This window comes from Pseudomonas sp. LAMO17WK12:I5, assembly GCF_900215165.1.
Lineage (GTDB): Bacteria > Pseudomonadota > Gammaproteobacteria > Pseudomonadales > Pseudomonadaceae > Aquipseudomonas > Aquipseudomonas putida_A.
Genome location: NZ_OBDS01000018.1, coordinates 39,779 through 62,034, shown reverse-complemented (window position 1 = coordinate 62,034; position 22,256 = coordinate 39,779). Strand labels below are relative to the sequence as shown.

Sequence of the window (22,256 nt, the reverse complement as noted above, 5' to 3'; positions counted from 1 at the left end):
CGCAACCAATACAGAAATTTTCTTGACAGAACTCGGCACTGACTGCCCCACACTTTTGATAAACAGCTCTAGCTAATACCGGCTCATTAACGACATAGCAGTCAACGGCAGAGCTCGCCCCTCCTAGCATGAGTTCACACGACTTACGCTACAACAGAAAATTGAGGAGTGGGCAGAGTTTTCCCTCATAAAACCCCACCCAAAAAACCTAGCGATACATCTCAAGATTCTGCCCGACGCCGTGCACAGGAAAACTTCCCAACCATGAATCTTTAGTCCGGCACCCTATGTACGCGCAATATATTCAATAGCCTCATCCAAGCCTCTAAACACTCGAGTTGAGCACTGTCGAACCATTTCAAAATAGCGCTTAACTGAAGGATCTTCAATCTGGTCGACTAAGTATATTGTTTTACCTAGAGCCTTTGCGTACCCAATTTCCAATGCCAGTGCGTAACCTGCAGGATTGGATGCCTCCATGTTCGCCAATATAATTTCAGAATCACGGACAGCCGCCAAGTCCCAGCGCGTGTATTCAACAGGGTCATCAATGCAATGGGCGCCAGGATCCAAAATAACAAAATTTTTGAGCCTAGCTTTCACACTCTCTTGCCAACCAGAATGAAACCCTCCAGCAAGGTAGATTTTTCTATGGATTACCGGCACTGGGGCCTCTCTTAAACTTAATTTCTGCAAAAGCTACCGAGAATGGTGTACTCATAGCTCGGGCATAAAAGACATTGGCCTGCTTAAAAAGAAAAACAGCCGCACTGAAGAGCAGAATAGCTTGCACTCCCCAAGGAGCGACCCGCTCATATCCGTATAAGAGCTCCTGAAAAAAAGATAAGCAGATGAGATAATCAACGCCAATAAGAACTAAAGCTGTTCCAACCCCGCTGCATAACAGCGAGATAAACATAAATCTTCGCCCAAGTGAAGCCGCCTCATCCGAAATCGACAAAGCAACACTTCGAAGATCATGAAACTGCCAAACAGCTTGACCGGCACCTTGCAATTCGTCTACAAGCTCATTAAACAACTTGTAAGACTGTCTCGTCCGAGCTTTTGATTCGTCAAAATCGCTTATTACCTTTACAAATTTAAGTAATGGCTTCATCGCAGTTTCATTCACTGCCAATAGCAGGTGCCCCACAGCAAAGAGCAAACCTGCCATTGTCAATGCCACACCAGCACCGTCACTTAACTTGGCTAACAACTTAATATAGTCAGGTCCTAGGTGCATTATTACCAACCCGATTGCCAAAACTAAGCCCGGAACCCATGCGCCGATTAGATCATTAAAAAACCTCGTAATCGTCTCAACGGCATCATCAACCTTCACTAGTCTCTCCTAGTTCAGCATTATCGGAGTATATTGCTGCCACCGCGATTTCGATATCTTGATCTGAAAGAAACGGAGCTTGGGCGAATACTAAGCCCTGTTCCCCGTTGAGCTTAGCTGCCATATGCCCCCTACCTAGCAAAAGCTCTGCGCCTGGCCTATCAAGAGCTATTTTAGAGGTGGCTTCGCTGGAAACCTTTAAGATCAAACGATTACCTAAATTCTCGCGAAGCTGCATAGGCATCACATCTTTATCCGGACGCTGGGCCGCGAATATCAAATGTATCCCTGCCGCACGAGCCTTCACGCCGAGCCGTTGAACTGCGGCACCGACCGCTGCCTTGTAAGCATCGTCGAGCATCCAATCAGCAAACTCGTCATGAACCAGGAAAACCATCGGCAAACGGTCTGCGGCTGAAACTTTCGAATTATAGGTCGGTAAGTCGCGAGCCCTTGCTTTAGCAAAGGCGCGGTAGCGATCCTCCATTTCTTGAACCAGGGCGCCCAAGACCTCGGCAGCCTTTTCCTTGGTGGTAACAATTTCATCTCGCATATGTGGTAAATCGGCCAATGGCGCGTAGTCCACTCCCATCTTGGGATCTATCAAGATAATTTGAGCCAAGTTTTTGGGGTTGGTCGCCGCAATATCCAATATAAGGGCCTGAATCAGAACCGATTTGCCACTACCCGTAGCTCCAGCCACCAAAGAATGTGGCTCATGCGATGAAAGCCCACTGAACTCAGTTCCCAGATTCAAATACAGCAACGCGCCATTAATCTCCTGAAGTCCCAACAAGAATGAGGTGTTGATTCCCGCAACGTTTCTATTGAGCTCTCGACGTGACCAAAGCTCCCAAAGCGACACAGCCTGCCGCCTTCCTCCTGCGACCGTCACCACGATCTCTCCTGGCTTAGGTTGGACGGTTACTAGATTGATAGCGTGAGTAGTGAGCAGCTGTGTTCTTTTATTTTCGATATCTTCGACACGTAAGCGATCAGAACCCGCCAGACGAACGAGGCAGCCATTTGGAGTCAAGCGAGTGCCGAGGATCGCCGCCTGAAGACCGTAGCTGTTTAGCGCAGATTTGAGCTTCTTAGTAATCTCTTCGGACCACTCCTCCCGCTCAGCATCGGCCTGCGCACTGCCGGAGAATTTGGACGCAACTAGATCAGATAGCCCGCCACCAGAGTTGGTAGTCGCAGCGACAAGCTGGTCCGAATCTGAATCACCATTAGCTACAGAGACAAGAGTCAGTTCCTCCATTACAACCGAAGGCTCGGCCACTGGGTAAGTCGGCGAAGCGTTCTCGCCGTTTTTGTCTAATGACGAGACTTCTTCAACAAAGGTATCGATCAGTCCACTCGATAACTGCGCCATTGCGGCCATCCAGGGTACTCGCGGGGCGGGCATTTTAAAGTGGTGTCCGCCCCAAGGCTGCAGGGGCCCAATCCCTGATCGAACTTCGTGGCCACCAGAGCCTTTGGCATAGGCTTCAGCGAGCTTTCGCAGATCCGGTCGATCGAATACCTCTTGCCAAGCCATTACGCCTTCTGTCTCATCCAAAAGCTCTTGCTCAGTAGAAGAGGCAGCTCCCGCGTCCGAGGTGTGGACGTAAACATGCGAATAGCCACGCAACGAAATCTCTACATCACCCTCTCGCAGTTTGGCTCGAGCACGCTCCATTAAGCCCGTCATACCAGGCGGGATGTCGGCATCTAATACCATGTCTGCCAAACGGGCCAACCAAACATCCCGATCAAGACGACCCGGATCACCAAAAAGAGCTTCACGGAACATGCCCAATGTTGCCAACAATTGATCCTTGGAGCCTCGTCGAGCCTGAGCGAGCCCATCGACACTGACATATTTCGACTCAACAATTGAAATGACGACACGAACGGTTTCCTCGTGTTCCTCAACGTTTAGCGCCAAAATATCCGCGATACGGCTTTCAGGCTGGGATAGCCAACTTGCGTAATCGTCGAGCAGAAAATAGGCGGTTAAGACCTGCCCACCGTTCGACGAGGCCTGGAACTCCTCTGCGAGCAGGTGACGACTTAGCACAAGACCAAGCATCTCTCCTGCAGAAACGCCTCGCTTGGCCGCCCGCAGTACGATATCTCCAGAGACTGACAGCGCATCGCGCTTCGCCTTGTCGGCAGTTGCCTGAAGCTCGTCGGATCCGAGCTGGAGATTCAACTCTTCCAATCGCCGGCGAACAAGCACACCCAACAACCGGAGTTCCGAGGTTGAGCTCACAATCATATTGCGGCCGTTAGTCGAGTTTCGACGGTAGCGCACCACTGTGATGTTGTTGTGCTGGAGCTGTCGCTTGTCGAGTAGTTCGTCGTAGGTAGCCACCCATTCGGCCAACTCGTGCGCATCCTTGATCATTGCAGCCAACGCTGGGCTTTGTAGAGAAATACGACGCGCAGGCAAGAATCGCTCCTCAGGCATAGCATCCGTCTGCCGGCAAACCGCTGCGACCGCCGACACATATGCCCAGCCTGAAGCCGTTTGCCATGGACAGGTCAGGAATGTGGTTGACTTCAGCTCGTTCTCGCCCGACACGCTCCGATAAGACCAGCGCGAGGGTGCATGATCCAAATTTGGTCGGTCATTGGTCCACTGTACGGGAAGCCATTCTGTTTGGGCCTCCCGTGCGACTACGTCATGCAGGAAGGCCACATCGAAAGCCTTGAAGCCTTGCGCACTCTCACACGGAGTCGCCGAGAGGGGAGTCACAGAAATACGCAACTTGGAGATGAAGTTATCACTGGTCTCGCTCACCACTGGCAGATCAGGATCGTCTCCGGCCTTGTTGACCAGTTCGCCATACACTCGTCGCAGCTTTCCTGGATCTGAGTGGCGAACAGAAACGCTACATTGGAGCTTGCCATCCTCTTGGATTGAGGAGAGTTCCCGCACTGTGGCCAGCGGTAGCTCGGCTGCATCGGCATTATAAAGCACAACGCTAAGGTTGCTTGCCTCGTGGGGCTGCAGCCCCACATAGCGTTCCAAAAGCTCACGCGCCTGTTTTGCTGCAGCCGTCGGATCGACATCGGTCATAGCTCCTGCAGCCCCACGCGTGGGCGACTCCAAAAGGCTATAGCCGTTGATTGTGCTGCTTTCCGATACCAGCTCCAGAGCTCCATTCCGATTGAGAACTGCGATCTCTGGATAGAACGGATGAGCGATCTCGTCAGTGAGCTCCCGCATAAAAATTTCGCGGTCGCCATAGAGAATGCTACCGCTGGAAAGCAAATGAGTGGCGAAACCAGCTACGCGTCGCGTCTTTACCGCAAGTGCCTTCATTCGTTCTGGATGCCACGGGGGAATGATTATTGCGAGGTTATCGCCTGCAATCCGAACCGTGCCCACAGATAGTATTTCAGAGACCAGGCGCGAACGACATACATCGCCACGGGCATGTGCCATCAGAGTGTTCAACAGTTCCGCGTAAGACTCCGCTTGACGCATAACGGCATCGCCATGCAGCCCGGTCGTGACGAAGTCCTCCATCGCTTTGATGTAGTCTTCCTCGAACTTATCCCAAGAAGCCTTTACCTCATTTTGCTGATGAGCCGTGAGTCTACCCTCCTGGGCGAGCTCTTTGATCCGAGTCTTGATCACATGGCGCAGGCTTTGGAGCTTACTGACTGCAGGGACCAGTGATCCTGCATCAGTCGAGTACGTCGCCTCCAACGTCCCAGTGTCGAGTAACGAGACGTTTTGCACCCCCCCCTTCTTGCTCACTAACTTACGGGGTACTTCGGTACAACCTACTGCCCCCTTTTCCAAGAGGCGACGCATGTCGGCGGCCAAAGAAAGACCAATCACAGTTGGCTTGTAGCTCCAAAGGAGCTGCGTCTTAGCCAGCACCGTCTCTTTATCGTTGGCAACCTGAATTAAGGCCACGTCAAATTTGATCTGCAGGGCTAAGCGCGATAACGACAGATTCGGACGAACCTTGTTCTTCTTATCGTTGCGAAGTTTCTTTTCCTCGGCGAAGAAGGCTTCATAGTCGAAGAGGGGGTCGGGTAAATTTGCATTCCCCATCCGCTCAACCTTCCACTCGACTTTGGAGCCCATAAGCTCCTTTAAACCGCGGTACATAGCCGAGAAGTAGCAGCCGGCATCGTAGTTGAATCGCTCACGCCACTCCTTTCGGCCCTTAGTCACAGTGAAGCGTAGGATCCGCTCTCCTTCTGGATCGCGCAGACCAGCATGCAAACTGTTGACCACACGAGCGAAGCCCTCGAAGAAGTCATTGCAGTCAATGGGCTTGCCATAGAGAGCCTTTTCCCAGCGCGAGCAAAGCTTGGTGTCTTGCTCCAAGAGTCTTCGTTGCTTAACGAAAAACTCTTCATCCTCTTCAGTGAAATCTGAGCGTCGCTCACGGCCTTTCAAGTCCTCCAATAGCTTGCGGCTCTCAGCATCAAGTGAGTCCTCCTGATCGCACTCATGATCGAAGAAACGGATCGTCGACTCTGCTAAACCAAGTTGCTGCTCTTTGGGTTTGTCGAAGGCAAGGTATACGCCATCGCTTTCCCACTCGAATTGGGCAAGGACATCGGATGCTTCTGGATCTCCAGCAGGGGCGGCGGCGAAAGCATAGAGAGCTTGACGGGCACCCTCCGAAATTTCTGAAGCATTAGCATCGACTCGCTCGGTAATCTCCTCCGGGTCAAGAGCTTGGCCATTCTGGCGGAGTTTTTTGAGCAGCGGCGCACGCTGAGAAAAGAGTTTGATAAAAGCCTTGTGCCAGGGCTTGCGCGATTCCGCGAAAGTCTTCGCATTCGAGAAATAGGTGCTGTCTCTAGGGAGTCCTGAGCATGGCAAGGCGAAACCAACCGCATCACGGATGGGCAGCCCGTACGTGGCTATAGCCTCAACGATGGCAGAGCAAAACTCGCCAAGCTGCACTAACGAAAGCTCCGAGGATGCTAATAACCCGCTAAGAGCTGCATGGAACACCGCTCGGTCGTCGGGGACTGGTGAAATACCACCAGAGTGGAGCGTGGCCTCGACCCACGGCTCAGGATCAGCTCGCATTTCCTTAGCGCCTATGGCCATGACGTGACCCAAGGTGTCCGCAAGGTTGTGTTCATTACCATTGGCCGTAAGAATTGCAGCCTTGACGGTCAGAGCGTTGTTGCGCACGTAGCCTGCGTTATGTGGTATCAGAATGCCAGGCGGCAGGCCTTGACCTCCTACCAAGGCCTCCGGGATCATGAGATCCACTTGGGCGACCAAGTCCGGATTGGCAAGGATAGCTCGCGCTACTGCTGCAATCTGACTGGCTGAAAGCTTATCCAGCCTGAAGAGCGCGGCCAAATCACCGGATTGAAGAGGATTGGATATACGTTGGGCAAGAATGTCCGCGCCAACGCGTCCAATAATGCGATCGGTCAGCATGCGGCTTCTCCCTGAAACGCGAACGGGTTTTCGACAAACGAGCAGGAGTCGGAGAGCCTGCGAACCAAGCCCAAACTGACGAGACGGGCTTCAAGATTGGTTCGGTTCTCGTTGAGCTCTTCTTGGTCAACTAGCTTGGCGCCGACTAGACGCGCGCCCTCGGCATCACCTATTACCAAGCCATAGCGGTGCTTGGCTTCAGCGAGAAACTCATCGAACTGCATACGGTCTGTAACGATGGAGATCACTATCGACTTGAGCAATCTATCGTTCGGCGCGTAGCGAGTACGTCTCGAGAGCCGGCGTGAGCTGAGCCCGATAGCACGCGACCATGACGCGTGAATCTTGCCGACATGCTGCGCATGACGCGCCAAGGCATTCTCAACTAGTTTGGCAACTAATTCTTCTGGGCTCTTATCGATGGAGTCTTCATCGTCACCGGCATCAGTCGGCGGCCACTGAAAGCGATCACGCATGAGTTTCACACGCTCAGCATCCGGAAACTCCAGGGATTCAGCAGCAGCCCACCCAACATCCGACCGGATTGACTCGATATGAGCTCGCACTGCCTTTGCTGGCAGCCCCTGATTGAATTGATAACTATCGCCAGAAAGCGCTCGCACCTTCGTGCGCTCCTTGGAGACGATTTCGCAAACAATTTCGACCGGATCGTCATCGCCAGCTACCCTCTTCGCACGCTCTAAGAAGTAGAGCAGCATGTTCAGACCGGTGATCGTAATCAAATGCTCCAAGGCATCGTAGATCGGCATATCCGTGTTCAAGATCGACAACCAGTCGTCGCAAATTTGGTCGAATCGTTCATTGGCAGCCTCGGGCAGATAGCCCGCACGCCTTGGTTCTTCGGCACTCTGAGGCATACCTTGCAGAGCCCTTACTAATCGGTTCATCGGAGCCTGATGGTCAAATAGACGCCTGGCGAGGATGCCACCGAGCTCCTCTCCACGCTTGGCCCGTGAGAGGATGAGATAAAGCAACTCACCAGTACGAGCGAAGAAGCGACGATCGTTGCTCATCCCCCCTTTCGCATTGATCGCTAAGTCCTCATAAAGAGCATCAGGACCGAAAGGAAAGACAAACTTAGAACTCCAACGCTTGTTACTGCGAGACTCAAATGACGAGGAACGCAGCAGTTCAATTGCCTTTGCAAAATCATCAAAGCTAGTGAACGAGCGACGGAGATAGGTCATGTCTTCATCACCATTACCTGTTGCTCCCAGCCTAAAACGCTCAAACCACTGCTTCCACTTCTCCTCATCAGACTCGGCGCTCTCCGCAATCGATTCAACGTAAGGATTGTTGAACAGAAGCCCACGCAAGCGAATTTGCCGCTGCGGCCTGAACATGACTGAGCCGCCCAGCTCTTGATGAGGCCTGAGCGGATGTTCCATATTCGATCCGAATACTCCCAAGAACTCCAGAACAGTCAGGTGAGGAAGCTGCTCGTCATAAAGTCGATGTCCCCAAATGTTCTCATCGACGCAAAAGTCGACGCTTTTAATCTCAGGCCTCTTGATGATTACACTCATTCCGAGACCCTCACAGTCACTGGACGCGAAAAACCGCGACCACCTGGCTCTATATCGATGAAGTTAAGTGTCAGTACAGAGGCCTCACCTCCGACTTCGTCATCATCACCAGCCACGCTGGCCTTTTTGACAATCTCAGCTTTACGCAAAAGCTTCGCCTTGAATGCCAGCAGATCTTCGAGACATTCGTTGGAGAAGCTCGCGGGCAAAGCACCCTCAGCCACCCGCGAGAGGAACTCATGACGAATAGGGGTCAAGTCAAAAGCAACTGAATTGCTCAAGCCCACAGCAAGCGAAATGTCGAGACGAGGGCGGCCGGTCTCCTCGACAAGCCTAATCGCCATGCCAACGCCGCCTTGTCGACGGGAAAGCGTCTCGTAATCGCAAAGCACGCTTACTCGGCTTTGAGTAAAACCTCCCGAGCTTGCGATGAAAATGCGATCTTCGTTTTCGAGGAGAAGACCTGTTAATACTCGGTTAAGACCCTTAGCGATTCGTCCACGAATCGTCTCGCTTACTGGTTTCTGCGCTTTGAGCGCATCGATAATTTCCAAGTAGTCTCCAGCAAAGCAGAAGGCTGTCATCGACCAATGCGGATAGCCTCCTTCCCCATCCGGAAGTGTGAAGAAAAGCCTGCGTCGCTGGTCTTCAAGCATTGTAAGGAACTCGGAAGCCCCCCCTTCCAAACGGGAGCCCTCATACCCTTCTAAATAAGCGTCCTGGGCAGCGCGAAACGCGGCCGTGGCCCCGTAGATCGGATCGCTTGCGACCAAGCGGCCGAAGTCGGCTTGCAGCCGCGAGTCATCCTTGCCATAAACCAGAAGCCCATCAGCAGCATTGGTGGACTCATCGCCTACTCCAAAGCTGGACATCGCCTTGAAGATGGGACGATCAGACGTTCTTCGTTTAAGGAGGTTGGCCCCGAAGGCATTGGAATAGACACTAGCTTTACCAAGATCCCCTCCTCCCTGAATCTTCGCGACATCTGCGCAAGTCAGCAGGTTGTCTTTTGCCTGCTTGGCATCGGAACAACCAAGGATCATATTCGAACACAGCGCAAGTAAGTCACGTATAGGGAGGTGCAGCCCATTGTGCCTGGCAATTTCTACCAGATCGCCCAAGCGGCGTGAGAGCTGTCCACCATCTGAATCACCCAAAAGTCTGCGGCGATTCTCATTAATGGGACAAACTTTATCTTCAGTCTGAAGTGCACAGCGATTGCAGTTGTCCCATTCGGGATGCCCTGCCACAGCCATGGCCACTTCGTCTAACGTTTTGCGGCTAGTAGAGCGGCTGAGATCGAACACCGCTAGGCGTTCAGGAGCCGGGCCGGCCTGTAGAAAGCGCTCTTGCAGCGGCTTGCGAAGTGGGTGATCCCGCTCTTGGCGTCGGCCTAAATCACGGAGACGATCAAGAATTTGACCATGGTTTGCGGCAAGGATCACGACCTCAGAGTCCTCGCCCTCTAGCACCGACCTTTCGAGTCGCTGCAATGGCAAATCGCTCTCCTCGCCATTGAGCTCAGAAAGATCCTTGATAAAGATAGCCAAGCGTCCATCTGCCAGCTGCAATTCTTTCACGTTGCCTTTGGCGGCCCAGGCATCGGGATCACCGCCAATACGCTCCCACAAGGCACGGCAGTGGTACGTCTTACCATCACCAGCAGTTCCGGCGACCAAGATAGACCCCGGCCTCTTGGATTCAATGTGTCGAACCATGTCCTCTAAAGAAGGTGCTGATAGGCTAATTGGCTTGACCCTTGCCTGTACCAATGCCCTCGAAACATACTCGTCGAACATCGCTAGATTGGTCGATGACGGCCCATAGCTACGTAAAAAATGAACCCAGGCACTTGATGGTGGGGCCTCAACGTCAGCACGCCGCACGGAACCGCCACGACCTTTACCAGCCTGCAGAATCCGCTGATCAATCAGTGCGTCACGTGTTTCCCAATAAACCTCATCAGTTATATGGGGGAACAGACTTCTGAGCCGCTCTAGCAGCGACTGATTGCCAATACTAGAACCATCGGCGGGAACGGCGGCCAGCAAGGCCTCAACCAATTCACTCATTCAACACACTCCCTTGCAGCCCGCGGCACATGGGCCTACCAAAATAAAATATGGCGGCAAATAAACTGAAAGGACTCAGAGGGAAACCGACGCTAAGAGCGGGGAAAAACCTGCGCCTATTGAGAACCATCCCTGACCCATTGCGACCAATCAACTTACGATGCCGATCACCTTATCCACTGGCAAAGCATGGGTAAAGCCAAAGCCACAGCTTTTTGCCATCATAAATAGCTTAAGAAGCACGTTGGCGGGGCATTGGTGTTTAAGCCACATCGCATTCACCTGTTGAGACCACATTTGTACACGCCAGCATTCGCTAGCAGATTCCTTAGATTCTGCTCGAAAGCGAGATTTAAAGTACTACTGTGGAATTGAGGCTTGATCGACTCAAGGACAGAAATTTAAAAAATTCGACGCCGGCATTCCAAAAACTATTCCAATAAAAAAGCAAAAACAAAATAATCATATTAGATGAAACGCTTAAGAAACCAGTTCAATTCCCCCCGGCCCCACCAACTCTCGACGACAAAGCCCGCCTTGTGCGGGCTTTGTCGCATCTGGACATCAGCCAAACCGGCCACACAAGCCCACAGCCTGCAAGCGATCGAACTCGATAACCCCGGCAATGCTCTGCCTACTCACAAAAAAGGACGACACGATGTCGTCCTTTTTCGTACCCGCATTCATCAAAATCAATGAACCGCGCTGAGCAAATCCGGGCGGCTGGATTTGAGCATAGCCTCATTGACCTTGCCTTGAATCGAGCAGGTAAACATCCCCTTGCTGCCAGTCGTCAGCTCTTGCGGAGCAGGCTCGATCAGGAACACGCGCTCGGCACTGTCGACAACCAGCTTGCCCGCCGTTGCGGATGGGTCTTCCGGCTGCCAGTTGGATTTGCCGTGGGACCAGATTTCCGCGCGTGCGTAGAGTCCCTGCGACATGTCCATACGCGGCCCGCCCGCTTTTTCCAACTGGGTGTGGAGTTCATTCGGCGTCTGTTTGGCGTAGAACCCCCAACTGATGATGCGAGTGCCCATCAGGTCTGTATCTTCGGCGTAGAAGCCGGTCAACGACATGCCGTCAATTTCGACCGGCTTGGCGAACATCCAGCGCTGCCCCATATCGCTCTTGGTGCCGCCGGACAATTTGATCTGGCCATTTTCGACCGTGCTCGGCACCAGATCCTTGAACAAAGGTGATTGCACGACTGCCAGGGAGTGATCGTCACAAGCGGCAAACGACGCCACCGGCGAAGGTGCAGCGGCAACGCTGAAAGCAGAAAAAAGGGCCGCAATGGGCAACAACAGGAAAATTGGTTTCATGGAATGACTCGAGTGAAAGACTGAAGAAATCGACAGCGACGATATCACAATGACATCAATCGACAGACTTCAGAGTTTCAATCAATGCCCATGCCGATGATGCACATCCGGAAAATGCGCATGACTGTGCCGCATCGGCGTATGCACATGCGGATGGCTATGCGGCTCCGCCCCATCCCAGTCAAAACCATGCGTATGTTGATGATGCTCATCGTGTGTATGCCGATGATCATGCTCAAGCGGTTCGTGCTGATGCTCATGAACATGGTTTTCCATCAGATGAATCCATACCCCCACGGCCATTAACGCCGCTGCGAGCAGAAACATCAGCGATATCGACTCGCCGAGCAGCAGAATCGAGATGCCTGCGCCGAGAAACGGTGCGGTGGAAAAGTAGGCGCCGGTGCGTGCGCTGCCGAGGCCGCGCAGGGCGAGGACGAACATTACCAGGCTGACGCCGTAGCCGAGAAAGCCGACCAGCATGATCGGCACCAGCGAGGTGGCGACGGGTAGTTGGGTGCCGATGAACAGGGCCAGTGTGCAGTTGACCAAACCGGCCACGAGGCCTTTGCTGCCGGCGATGAACAGTGCGTCCGAAGCCGAGACTTTACGGGTCAGGTTGTTGTCGATGGCCCAGCAAAAGCAGGCGAAAGCGACGGCCAACGGGCCGGTCCAGTCTTGCGCCGAAACGGTCTCTTGCGGCCAGGACAGCACGACACCGCCGGCGACGATGGCGAGCATGCCGATCACGATTCGTCGGTCGGCATTTTCCTTGAACACCACCCACGCCAGCAGCGCCGTGAGCACGGATTCGAGGTTGAGCATCAGTGACGCGCTCGCGCCGGACGTTCGGGTCAGACCGAACATCAGCGCCACCGGCGCCAGCACTCCGCCGAAGCCAATGGCGCCGAGCAGCCATGGCCATTCACCGGTGCCGAGCCCGGAAGGCTTCCAGCCACGATCGCGGACAAAACGCAGGGCGCTCAAGCCCAGACCGCTACCGAGATAGAGCAACCCGGCCAGCAGAATCGGCGAAACCTGTACCCCCAACAGTTTGGCGAGAGGCGTACTGGCGCCAAACAGCGCCGCCGCAATCAATGCGTGGAGAACGCTCACATTCATGCTGGGATCACTCGCTGGGGCCGATGGAATACCGACGCCCATCATCGCAAAACTCAGGTGAGAATTATGTGAACAGCTGATTCGTGTCAGCGAACATCAACTCTGGCACGTGCTCAAATCCAGCAACATTTAATCCGCGCAATCTCTGGGCGGTCACTCGAAGCAGGCTCTATGCTGCGAACATCGAGATGCAATGGAGTTGAAGATGAAGAGCTGGATTGTCGTAGCGCTGGCCGCGCTGATTTCCTTGTCCGTCCATGCGGCCGACGCCCCCACTGTGCGCGTCGAACCGATCGCGTTCACAACCAGTATCGACAGCGTCCAGCGCAAACAGTCGATCAAGAGTGACCAGACCGCGCAGTACACATTCAACGCCAAAGCCGGCCAGATACTGACCGTCGATTTCAAACCGTCCAACACCTCCGCTTACTTCAACATCCTCGCCAAGGGTGCCGATTACGCGCTGTTCAACGGCTCGATCATGGGCAATCACTTTCTCGGTCCACTGCCCGGCGATGGCGAGTACACGGTTCAGGTCTACCTCATGCGCAACGCCGCCCGGCGTAATGAAGTGGCCAACTATCAGTTGTCGCTGAGGCTGGTCGATGGCGATGCCATCAGCCGGCAGCAGCCATTCGATCAGACGCTGGAATTGCACGGCATCGCTTTTCACGTCAGCACCGAGCAGGTCGATGGCAAACCGACGCTGCGCATCGCTCCCAAGGGGCTGGAGATCGACAACACGGTCATCAGCCAGGCGCTAACGGGTGATGTGGTACGCGCCGAAGTCGCCGACATCAATAACGACGGCTCCCCCGAACTCTACGTTTTCACCCGCTCGCCCGGGCGCGGCATGCCAGGCGAACTGATCGCCTATTCAGCCAACAACAAGAAATCCCTGAGCGCAATCTACTTGCCTCCGGTCAGCGACAACCCGAAGACCGCGTCGGGCTATCAGGGCGAGGACTCGTTTGCGGTGGTGGAAAGCACCCTGGTGCAACGTTTCCCGGTGTATGACAGTGCCGACGCTGGCGCCGGGCGTACTGGGAAGATGCGTCAGGTTCAGTACAAGTTGGTGGCGGGTGAAGCCGGGTGGATTTTGCGCGAGGACAAGGTCACGGAATTCTGAAATGACCTGGCTCGTTACGGCCGACCCGGAAGCCGATTTCGCCGCGGATCATCTGCCCTGAGGCGTTGCAGAGCGGTCGCTGCCGAGATGAATTTTTCTTCACTGCTCAGGCTCGATCAACACGGTACAGTCCGCTCGCTCATTCAAGAAACTACGGTTCGCCCGCGCTCTCCCGCGGGCTTTTTTTTGCCTGGCGCTTGCTGCCGAAGCGATACACCCAAGTGTCCTGCACGCCGTGCTGCTGCGATTGCCGCGCCTGTGGGTGAACCCTGATCAGCGCAAACCCCGCCGCTTTAGCCAGACGCTGACTGCGAGCGTTGGCCGACGATGTGGTCAGGTAAAAGGTGAACTCAGGCAGGCGCCTGACCAGTTGCTGGAGCACTTCGCGCATGTAGCCCTTGCCGGCAAACGCGCTGTTGGCCCAATAACCGACGACATAACGCTTGCGCCGACGAGGCACAAGACCGATGCAGCCAACGACGGCTTGTCCGTCTTCAGTCACGATGAATAGGCGCCGCTCACCGGTCTCGCTAGCGAAATCATCCCTTGCTCGCAGCATGGACGACAGCGTCCGCTCCTCACTGGTGTGTTCAACCGCCCACTCGAGAAAAGGCGCATGCTCGCGGTAACTGGCGTTCAGCGCCTCGCGCACCGGAGCGACCAGCGCTGGATCCGGTGCCCGAACACACAGTGCCAACCCATTCACCGTCAATGCAAATTCCATTGCTTGTTCCTCCAATCCCGGAAATGCCGCAGTCGATAACCCTGTGCACTCAACCAAAGAAATTTACAGAGCGCCAGCGCGGTTTGTTTTTTTCCATCTCCTAGGCAATCCTGTCCCTCAACCCTGCCCACCGGAGCGCCCGATGTCACTGCTGAGCCTGCCCTGCCAACGCCTGACGCTCGCCATCCTCGCCCCGGAACAGGCCGAGCTGGAAAGTGACTTTTATGCACGCAACCAGCGCCACCTCGCGCCGTGGTCGCTGATCCGCACCACGGAATATTTCTCCAGCGAACAGATTCGTCGACGCCTTGAGATTCAGGCCAGTGCCTACGAGGCCGGGCTGGCCATGCATTTCGCCCTGTTGACGCCGGACGGCCAGCAGATGATCGGCGCGTGCAATTTCAGCGGGATCATTCGCGGCGCGTTTCAGGCGTGTTATCTGGGTTATCACATTGACCACGTGCATCAGGGTCAGGGTTTGATGCAGGAAGGCCTGGAGGCTGGCATCGGCTACATGTTCGACACGCAGAACCTGCACCGGATCATGGCCAATTACATGCCCGGCAACGAGCGCAGTGCGCGGTTGCTGGAGCGTCTGGGTTTCGAGCGCGAAGGCTACGCCAAGGCGTACCTGAATATCGCCGGGCGCTGGCAGGACCATGTGCTGACGGCGCTGGTCAATCCGCTGTTTGAAACGCCGGAGAAGCGTTGGTCGCGTCAACTGGCGTGAGTTTCACAATTTGTTAAGCATTGGCGAAGTATGCTCAAGGCTCCTGCCCTTTCCGGTTGCCTGAAATCCATGCCGCGTGCCGCCACTTCACTGTTTCTACTCGCCGCCCTGCTGTTTTTTTTCGCTTTGGGTAACCACCAGTTGCAAGGCTCTACCGAGGCCCGGGTCGCCGGGATCGCCATGGAGATGCATCTGGACGATGATTGGGTGACGCCGCGCCTGTTCGGCGAACCGTTTCTGGAAAAACCGCCGCTGAGCCTGTGGCTGGACGCCGGCGCCATGCGCGTGTTTGGCGTTTCGCCGTGGGCAGTGCGGCTGGCGTCGGCGGTGGCCGGGTTGCTCAGCGTGATGCTGCTGTACGGCATGTTGCGCCGCTTCGGACGCCCGCAAGCGGTCGCCTGGACGGCGGGGATTCTGCTGGCGACCATGGCCAGCTACTGGAGCAACGTGCGCGGGGTCGGCGAAGATGCGCTGCTGGCGCTCGGCGTGACCACGGCGCTGCTGGCGTTCTTTCAGGCGCAACGTGGACCGAACGCGGCTAACTCGCTGCTGTTTATCGTCGGCATCGCCGTCGCCACTTTGAGCAAGGGCGTGCTGGGACTGGCGATGCCGGGGGTGGTGATTTTCGCCTACCTGCTGGCCGACAACCTGATCGACAAACGCCTGAAGGTCGGCGCCTGGCTGCGTCCCGGCCTGCTCACGCTTGTAGGTCTGATTCCGTTGCTGATCTGGCTCGCCGTGCTCTATCAGCGCGGTGGTTCGCACGCTGTCGCTGAAGTGCTGCTGACCAACAGCGTCGGTCGCTTCAGCGGCTCGTTCGTCGAGGCCGGGCATTACGAGCCGTTCTATTACTACCTCGCCAAACTCCCGGAAGCGTTCCTGCCGTGGAACATTCTGGTGTACCTGGGGCTGTGGCATTTCCGCAAGGAGCTGAAGGCCAACCGCTATCTGCTGTTTTTCAGCCTGTGGATCGTCGCGCAGTTCATCATGCTGACCCTGGCCTCGAGCAAGCGCACGGTGTACCTGATGTCGATGACCCCGGCGGCGGCGGTGATCGCCGCTGAGTACGCACGCGTGTTGTTCGAGCGCTTGCAGGCGCGTGAAAACGCAGACCGCTTCATCGGAAAAGTCGCCCGCCATCGTCAGGCGATTGCCGCAGGATTGCTCACGGTGGTGATCGCCAGCTACCTCGGCGCCGCGCAGTGGGCACTGCCCAACGCCGACAAGGAGTTGTCGTTCCTGCCTTTGACCGAACACATTCAGAGCTTGCAGGCCAACGGTCAGCGGGTCGCACTGTTCCAGGCCAATGAACGGGTCGGCGGCGCCAGCGTGTTCTACACGCAACGCGTGCTCAAGGGGCTGGATACTGACGCGCAACTGCACGACTTCCTCAGCGCTTCCCCCTCGAACGTCGCGGTGATCTCGGCAGACAGCGAACCCGCCGCACCGCTCAAAGTGCTCAAGACCATGATGGTTGGGCGTCAGGCGTACTACTTCGTCGGCTACTGACGACCCTCCGCCAGACAATAAAAAACCCGCCGTCACTGGCGGGTTTTGTTTGCGCTGCCGCTTGGCAAACGTCGGTTCATCGGGTGCTCACTGAGTGCCAGTCGGAGGCTTCGATGAAGCCAAGCACCCGCGGGTCCGCTTTGTTTGCGGCAGACACAAACAGTGAGGAACCGTAGCCAGGGTCAGAAATCGGTGTATTCAAGTCCTTTTCCAGCTCCGCCATGCATTCGCTGTGGGTCACCAGGATCAGGTTGCGCCCCGCAAGCTTGTGCGCCAGCGCTTCCTGCAGGATGTGGCCCTTGCAGCTGATTAGCCAATCTTCGCCGCTGGCCGCGCGGTTGAACATGTAACTGGCGGTCTGCACGGTGCGCAGCATCGGGCTGTTGTAGATGTCGGCGTTATTCAGGCCCAGATGTTCAAACTGTGCACCGACACCGACCGCAACACTACGCGAGCGGTCGGTGATGCCGTCGTCGCCACTCAGGCACGGCGCCGGCGAGTGATCACAGCGCTCGACGTGACGCACCAGCACAATCATGTCGCCCTTGGCCCATCCGGCCGCCAGTGCACGGTCGCCGGACACATTGCCATGGGCCAGGTCCGGCACCGCCGCCGGGGCGAGCAGCCACAAGGTAAGCGGGATCACCAGCAGCAACGCGGCGAGCACCACCCAGGTATTGCGATAGCGGGCCAGTCCGCTCAGAGAAATCGAGCGTTTGACGCCGAACAGACTCAGTCTCAATTCCACATCGGGCCGCCTCGTCGGCATCCATCACAGTCAATTCGATGCGGCGAGGGTAGAGAGACGGGCGTAAGTGACGAGTGAAACGCATGTGAAAAAAGTCTTGAAGCGCCCTTGTTACAAATTCCGTCGGACAAAAACCTTTCAGCTCTCGTGTTTGCGGCCGATACAGACCTGCTAACACCCTTGCTGGCTCAAAAAAACAACAATCTTCCAGCCTGACCGACGATCAAGTAGCTCTACGTTCCTGGAGGAATTGTGATGAATAGCTGGTTCGGCAACATCAGCGTGAACATGAAATTGGGCCTGGGCTTCGGCCTGGTCCTGGCCCTGACCTGCGTGCTGGCCCTGACGGGCTGGACCAGCCTCGGCGGCCTGATTGACCGCAGCAACTGGATGAGCGACATCACCCAGCTCAATGCCGGTCTGACCAAGCTGCGCGTGGTCCGCCTGCAATACATGCTGACCAACGGCGACGAAACCGCCGCGCAGAATGTACAAACCACCCTCGAAAGCTTCGCCGCGCAACAACAGGCGCTGATCAACAAGTTCAAGAGCCCGGAAAACGTCAAACTGCTGAAAGAGCAGGCCGCGACTATCGCCGAATACCAGACCTCGCTGAACAAGATGCGCAACGCCTACCGCACCGGCAACAGCGCCCGCGACGTGATGGGCACTAACGCCGACACCGCTTACAACCTGATCGAAACGATCAGCAAGCGCGTGCAGCAAATGGACATGAGCGAGCAGCGCTTCGAGCAGTTCCAGGCCATCACCCAGGCCAAGGAAGCGTTCATCCTGGCGCGCTATGAAGTGCGCGGCTACACCGCCACCACCAACGCCGAAACCGAGCAGAAAGCCGTCGGCCAACTGGACGCAGCGATCGCCAGCCTCAAGCAACTGAACGTGCATTTCGCCGCCACCCAGCAAGACGCCCTGCGTCAGCTGGAAACCGCTTTGACCAACTACCGCAGCGCGTTACAGGCGTACAAGAACGCCAACAGCGAAGCGGTGCAGGCGCGTAAGGAGATGACCGATCAGGGCACCGCGATCGTCAACACCAGCGAGCAGCTGTACCAGATCCAGCTCGACCGCCGTGACATCGAAAGCGCCCAGGCCCGTACCTTCCAGCTGATCAGCACCCTGCTGGCGCTGTTGGTCGGTGTGATTGCTGCAGTGATCATCACCCGTCAGATCACCCGTCCGCTGCAGGAAACCCTGGCCGTGGTCGAGCGCATTGCCAGCGGCGACCTGACCCAGAACGTCACCGTCACCCGCCGCGACGAACTCGGCGTGCTGCAACAAGGCATCGCCCGCATGGGCGTGACCCTGCGCGACCTGATCAGCGGCATCCGCGACGGCGTCACCCAGATCGCCAGCGCCGCCGAAGAACTATCGGCCGTGACCGAGCAGACCAGCGCCGGCGTGAACAGCCAGAAGGTCGAGACCGACCAGGTGGCCACCGCCATGCACGAGATGACCGCCACTGTGCAGGAAGTCGCGCGCAACGCCGAAGAAGCCTCGCAAGCCGCAGCCGCCGCTGACGGCGAAGCCCGTGAAGGCGACAAGGTGGTCAACGAAGCCATCGCGCAGATCGAGCGTCTGGCCAGCGAAGTGGTGCGTTCCACCGAAGCCATGAGCGTGCTGCAACAGGAAAGTGACAAGATCGGCAGCGTCATGGACGTGATCAAAGCCGTGGCCGAACAGACCAACCTGCTCGCGCTCAACGCCGCGATCGAAGCGGCGCGTGCCGGTGAAGCCGGGCGTGGGTTTGCCGTGGTCGCCGACGAAGTCCGTGGTCTGGCCCAGCGCACGCAGAAATCCACCGAAGAAATCGAAGGTCTGGTCGCCGGTCTGCAGAACGGCACCCAGCAAGTGGCCGCCGTGATGAACAACAGCCGCGCCCTGACCGACAGCAGCGTGGCCCTGACCCGCAAGGCTGGCGACTCCCTGGAGAACATCACCCGCACGGTGTCGAATATCCAGTCGATGAACCAGCAGATCGCCGCCGCGGCCGAACAGCAAAGCGCCGTGGCCGAAGAAATCAGCCGCAGCATCATCAACGTGCGCGACGTGTCGGAACAGACCGCCGCGGCCAGTGATGAAACCGCAGCGTCCAGCGTTGAACTGGCGCGCCTGGGCGGTCAGTTGCAGCAGATGGTCAGCCACTTCCGCGTCTGACCTCAGTCAGCGCCAAAGGGTAAATCCAATCGCGGGCAAGCCCGCGATTGCGTCAGTCCAGTCAGCCCATACTCACTGCCCCAACGCTCACACCTCCCACGGATTCATCACTTCCACTCCCGAGAACTGAAAGTCCTTCACGTTCCGCGTGGCGATTGCCGCACCATGAGCACGGCAGATTGCGGCTATCTGCGCATCAGCCATCGACACCGCCCGCCCCTTTGCTTCGCAATCTGCGACGAGTGACGCGTACTCGACAGCGGCATGCGCATCGAACGGCAAAATGCGTCCAGCGAAGTCTTCCTCGAACATAGCCATCGCATGAGCTTGAAGATTCTGTTTGCGTTTGCCTGAGGGAAGTCGGGCGATGCCGTGGAGTATCTCAGCCACCGTTATCGCACTGATGGCCAGATCCATGGCGGGCTGCGCATCAACCCAGGCCAGCACCCTGGCTTCAGGTTCGATACGCATAAACTCTGAAAGCACGTTGGTATCGAGCACTATCATTCAGAAAAATCCACCCCGGTGGCTTTCTCTGAGCGCTCTGGCAGATCAAGTTCTGCTCCGCCGAGAGCACTGAATCTGTTGCGTATCCGGCTTCCAAGTCCGCCGGCACGATCCACCGTTGCCAAGGCTCGACCGAGAATCAGGCGCGCCTCTTCCTCCATGGAGTGTCCGTTGTGTGCAGCGGTGATACGCAACTGTTCCTTGAGCTTCTCGTCAAGGTTTCGAATGGTGATGCTGGCCATGACGCCTCCTGCAATCAATGAAATCATTGATTGCAGGCTAGCACATCCGTTCCGGCTCACACCGGGCAATCTTCCGAACGGCCATTCTTACTGCAGCAGATGGTCAGCCATTTCTGCGTCTGACCTTCACCTCTGCGCTGAACGAAAGATCGATTCGCGAGCAGGCTCGCTCCTACAGGGGTTGCGTTGGATCAGCAGGCCGGTGCGCGTGTTGCCTGACTCTAGCGAGTCCCGCGCTGGCGCAACGCCGAGGGCATGAAATACGCGTCTTCCGGCACCGGTTGCGAGAAGTCCACGGTGGAGGCTTCTTCGTTGTCGAGGTTCTGCACGTAGTAACGGCGGGCCTGCAGGTCGTGGAACACGTCCAGTGCGCTCCAGGTGGTCGGCAGATCGTAGAAGTTTTTAAGGTAGGCCATCGACACCCGCCACAGCTCCCCTCGCCCATCGTATTGATCAACCAGCGCCGCCCCCCAGCTGTCCTCGTCGAGGAACAGCACGCGTTTGGAATAGACATGCCGCGCGCCCGGTTTGAGATTGCCTTCGACCACCCACACGCGGTGCAGCTCATAGCGGGTGAATTGCGGGTTGAGGTGGCCCGGGGTAAGCAGTTGCGCGTACTTCACGTCGGGGCTGCCGACCTTGTAGTTGTTGTAGGGAATGTAGATTTCCTGCTTGCCCTTGAGCTTCCAGTCGTAGCGGTCCGGCGCGCCGTTGAACAGGTCGGTGTCATCGGCGGTGCGCAGGCCATCGGACGAGGCGATCGGCGTGTCATACGCCAGGTTCGGCGCACGGCGCACGCGGCGTTGGCCGGCATCGTAGACCCAGGCTTGGCGCGGGTCCTTGAGCTGATCGAGCATCTCGTGCACCAACGCCGCACCGCCGGCCAGCCGCGCCGGGCTTTTCACGAAAGCGAGGTAGTAGAACAGGATGTTTTTCAGGTCGGCGTACTGCCCGCCCGGACGGTAGAAGTTGAACAGCGCTTCCTGCTGCGAGGTCACCAGCGCAAAGCTGCCGTTGCGCTGCACCGGGGCTTCGGACGCGCGACGTACCACGTAGATTCCGCGATAACGGGTGATGTGGTTCCACAGCACTTCGATGCCGTCCTTGGGCACCGGGAACGGTACGCCGCCGTAGGCATCGGCGAATCCGCTGCCGCCCTCCAGCAACTTGGCCGAGGTCGCGTTCTTCAGGGTGTTGTCATACAGCCACTGCGGCGCCGAACCGGAACGACGCGACGGGTAGACCGGCATCTGGAACGTGTCCGGGTAGCTGTTGAACAGCGCAATCTGACCGGGGCTGAGGTGGGCCTTGTACTGGTCGAGATTGGCCTTGGTAATGGTGAACAACGGCTTGTCCGCCGCATATGGATCCGGGTGATGTTGGCCCGGTTTGTAGCCGGCGGGCGCCTGGGTGATGCCGCCGGTCCAGGCCGGAATGGTGCCGGCGGCGTTGCCGGCGCGCTCGGCGCCCATAGGCGTGAGGGTGGTTTTCAGTTGTTCGGCTTGTTGCGGGGTGATGGCGGCCAATGTGCTGCTCGCGGCGAGCCCCAGCACGAGTGCCAGCGTTGTCTTCGTCAATCTTGAAATATGAAACATGTTCTTCTCCAGAATGCGTACCCTGTGGGAGCTGGCTTGCCAGCGATAGCGGTGGATCAGCCACCATTGATGT

16 protein-coding genes and 1 pseudogene are annotated in these 22,256 nt (G+C 56.6%); 5 read left to right on the top strand and 12 right to left on the bottom strand.

Annotated elements, in window-relative coordinates; all coding sequences use genetic code 11:
- Nucleotides 1–285: 285 nt before the first annotated feature.
- The 7 genes from CRO59_RS28645 to CRO59_RS27200 form a co-directional block, all read right to left on the bottom strand.
- Complete coding sequence (locus tag CRO59_RS28645) at nucleotides 286–666, bottom strand: nucleoside 2-deoxyribosyltransferase domain-containing protein (RefSeq protein WP_098950248.1); 381 nt, start codon at nucleotides 664–666, stop codon at nucleotides 286–288.
- The gene (locus tag CRO59_RS27225; RefSeq protein WP_097090461.1) at nucleotides 650–1,342 is read right to left on the bottom strand and encodes a hypothetical protein; all 693 of its coding nucleotides are present in this window, start codon (nucleotides 1,340–1,342) and stop codon (nucleotides 650–652) included. Before CRO59_RS27225 ends, CRO59_RS28645 begins: the two co-directional genes overlap by 17 nt.
- On the bottom strand, nucleotides 1,332–6,761 hold the full coding sequence (locus tag CRO59_RS27220; RefSeq protein WP_097090460.1) for an FtsK/SpoIIIE domain-containing protein: 5,430 nt from the start codon (nucleotides 6,759–6,761) through the stop codon (nucleotides 1,332–1,334). Before CRO59_RS27220 ends, CRO59_RS27225 begins: the two co-directional genes overlap by 11 nt.
- Nucleotides 6,755–8,308, bottom strand: coding sequence for a hypothetical protein (locus tag CRO59_RS27215; RefSeq protein WP_097090459.1), 1,554 nt, complete (start codon nucleotides 8,306–8,308; stop codon nucleotides 6,755–6,757). Before CRO59_RS27215 ends, CRO59_RS27220 begins: the two co-directional genes overlap by 7 nt.
- Entirely contained in the window at nucleotides 8,305–10,380 is a 2,076-nt protein-coding gene (locus tag CRO59_RS27210) for a hypothetical protein (RefSeq protein ID WP_097090458.1), read from the bottom strand. The genes CRO59_RS27215 and CRO59_RS27210 overlap by 4 nt, the downstream gene beginning before the upstream one ends.
- A 692-nt stretch (nucleotides 10,381–11,072) precedes the next feature.
- Entirely contained in the window at nucleotides 11,073–11,702 is a 630-nt protein-coding gene (locus CRO59_RS27205; RefSeq protein WP_047291136.1) for a hypothetical protein, read from the bottom strand.
- 81 nt (nucleotides 11,703–11,783) lie between these two features.
- Nucleotides 11,784–12,824 carry a DMT family transporter gene (locus CRO59_RS27200; RefSeq protein WP_097090457.1) on the bottom strand — a complete coding sequence of 347 codons (1,041 nt, stop codon included), beginning with the start codon at nucleotides 12,822–12,824 and terminating at the stop codon, nucleotides 11,784–11,786.
- Nucleotides 12,825–13,029: 205 nt separating this feature from the next.
- Between CRO59_RS27200 and CRO59_RS27195 the strand changes: the two genes are divergently transcribed.
- Complete coding sequence (locus CRO59_RS27195) at nucleotides 13,030–13,953, top strand: hypothetical protein (RefSeq protein ID WP_097090456.1); 924 nt, start codon at nucleotides 13,030–13,032, stop codon at nucleotides 13,951–13,953.
- Between the two features lie 151 nt (nucleotides 13,954–14,104).
- Here the strand turns inward: CRO59_RS27195 and CRO59_RS27190 are convergent, their stop codons facing one another.
- On the bottom strand, nucleotides 14,105–14,677 hold the full coding sequence (locus CRO59_RS27190) for a GNAT family N-acetyltransferase (protein ID WP_102047631.1): 573 nt from the start codon (nucleotides 14,675–14,677) through the stop codon (nucleotides 14,105–14,107).
- A 142-nt stretch (nucleotides 14,678–14,819) separates the two neighbouring features.
- On the opposite strand from CRO59_RS27190, the gene rimJ reads away from it, so the two are divergent.
- Together rimJ and CRO59_RS27180 are read left to right on the top strand one after the other, a co-directional pair.
- Nucleotides 14,820–15,407, top strand: a complete 588-nt coding sequence (gene rimJ / locus CRO59_RS27185; protein WP_097090455.1) for a ribosomal protein S5-alanine N-acetyltransferase — start codon at nucleotides 14,820–14,822, stop codon at nucleotides 15,405–15,407.
- Between the two features lie 30 nt (nucleotides 15,408–15,437).
- Entirely contained in the window at nucleotides 15,438–16,916 is a 1,479-nt protein-coding gene (locus tag CRO59_RS27180) for a glycosyltransferase family 39 protein (RefSeq protein WP_097090454.1), read from the top strand.
- A 76-nt stretch (nucleotides 16,917–16,992) separates the two neighbouring features.
- On the opposite strand, the gene CRO59_RS27175 is transcribed toward CRO59_RS27180, so the two are convergent.
- Complete coding sequence (locus CRO59_RS27175; RefSeq protein ID WP_097090453.1) at nucleotides 16,993–17,664, bottom strand: histidine phosphatase family protein; 672 nt, start codon at nucleotides 17,662–17,664, stop codon at nucleotides 16,993–16,995.
- Between the two features lie 255 nt (nucleotides 17,665–17,919).
- Here CRO59_RS27175 and CRO59_RS29345 point away from each other — a divergent pair.
- A pseudogene (locus CRO59_RS29345) lies at nucleotides 17,920–18,933 on the top strand (methyl-accepting chemotaxis protein); the annotation flags it as partial.
- 42 nt (nucleotides 18,934–18,975) lie between these two features.
- Nucleotides 18,976–19,839: a methyl-accepting chemotaxis protein gene (locus CRO59_RS29340; protein ID WP_371260362.1), complete on the top strand. Its 864-nt coding sequence runs from the start codon at nucleotides 18,976–18,978 to the stop codon at nucleotides 19,837–19,839.
- A gap of 87 nt (nucleotides 19,840–19,926) precedes the next feature.
- On the opposite strand, the gene CRO59_RS27165 is transcribed toward CRO59_RS29340, so the two are convergent.
- The 3 genes from CRO59_RS27165 to CRO59_RS27155 form a co-directional block, all read right to left on the bottom strand.
- Nucleotides 19,927–20,346 (bottom strand): type II toxin-antitoxin system VapC family toxin, encoded by a 420-nt coding sequence (locus CRO59_RS27165; protein WP_027614125.1) that lies wholly within the window; start codon nucleotides 20,344–20,346, stop codon nucleotides 19,927–19,929.
- Nucleotides 20,343–20,588, bottom strand: a complete 246-nt coding sequence (locus CRO59_RS27160) for a plasmid stabilization protein (RefSeq protein WP_027614126.1) — start codon at nucleotides 20,586–20,588, stop codon at nucleotides 20,343–20,345. Before CRO59_RS27160 ends, CRO59_RS27165 begins: the two co-directional genes overlap by 4 nt.
- Nucleotides 20,589–20,809: 221 nt before the next feature.
- Nucleotides 20,810–22,183: a DUF1329 domain-containing protein gene (locus CRO59_RS27155; RefSeq protein ID WP_097090452.1), complete on the bottom strand. Its 1,374-nt coding sequence runs from the start codon at nucleotides 22,181–22,183 to the stop codon at nucleotides 20,810–20,812.
- Nucleotides 22,184–22,256 lie beyond the last annotated feature (73 nt).

Coding starts and splice junctions, on each gene's coding strand:
- CRO59_RS27220 (WP_097090460.1), bottom strand. CDS start 6,761: ATGCTGACCGATCGCATTATTGGACGCGTTGGCGCGGACATTCTTGCC.
- CRO59_RS27215 (WP_097090459.1), bottom strand. CDS start 8,308: ATGAGTGTAATCATCAAGAGGCCTGAGATTAAAAGCGTCGACTTTTGC.
- CRO59_RS27210 (WP_097090458.1), bottom strand. CDS start 10,380: ATGAGTGAATTGGTTGAGGCCTTGCTGGCCGCCGTTCCCGCCGATGGT.
- CRO59_RS27205 (WP_047291136.1), bottom strand. CDS start 11,702: ATGAAACCAATTTTCCTGTTGTTGCCCATTGCGGCCCTTTTTTCTGCT.
- CRO59_RS27200 (WP_097090457.1), bottom strand. CDS start 12,824: ATGAATGTGAGCGTTCTCCACGCATTGATTGCGGCGGCGCTGTTTGGC.
- CRO59_RS27195 (WP_097090456.1), top strand. CDS start 13,030: ATGAAGAGCTGGATTGTCGTAGCGCTGGCCGCGCTGATTTCCTTGTCC.
- CRO59_RS27190 (WP_102047631.1), bottom strand. CDS start 14,677: ATGGAATTTGCATTGACGGTGAATGGGTTGGCACTGTGTGTTCGGGCA.
- rimJ (WP_097090455.1), top strand. CDS start 14,820: ATGTCACTGCTGAGCCTGCCCTGCCAACGCCTGACGCTCGCCATCCTC.
- CRO59_RS27180 (WP_097090454.1), top strand. CDS start 15,438: ATGCTCAAGGCTCCTGCCCTTTCCGGTTGCCTGAAATCCATGCCGCGT.
- CRO59_RS29340 (WP_371260362.1), top strand. CDS start 18,976: ATGGGCGTGACCCTGCGCGACCTGATCAGCGGCATCCGCGACGGCGTC.
- CRO59_RS27165 (WP_027614125.1), bottom strand. CDS start 20,346: ATGATAGTGCTCGATACCAACGTGCTTTCAGAGTTTATGCGTATCGAA.
- CRO59_RS27160 (WP_027614126.1), bottom strand. CDS start 20,588: ATGGCCAGCATCACCATTCGAAACCTTGACGAGAAGCTCAAGGAACAG.
- CRO59_RS27155 (WP_097090452.1), bottom strand. CDS start 22,183: ATGTTTCATATTTCAAGATTGACGAAGACAACGCTGGCACTCGTGCTG.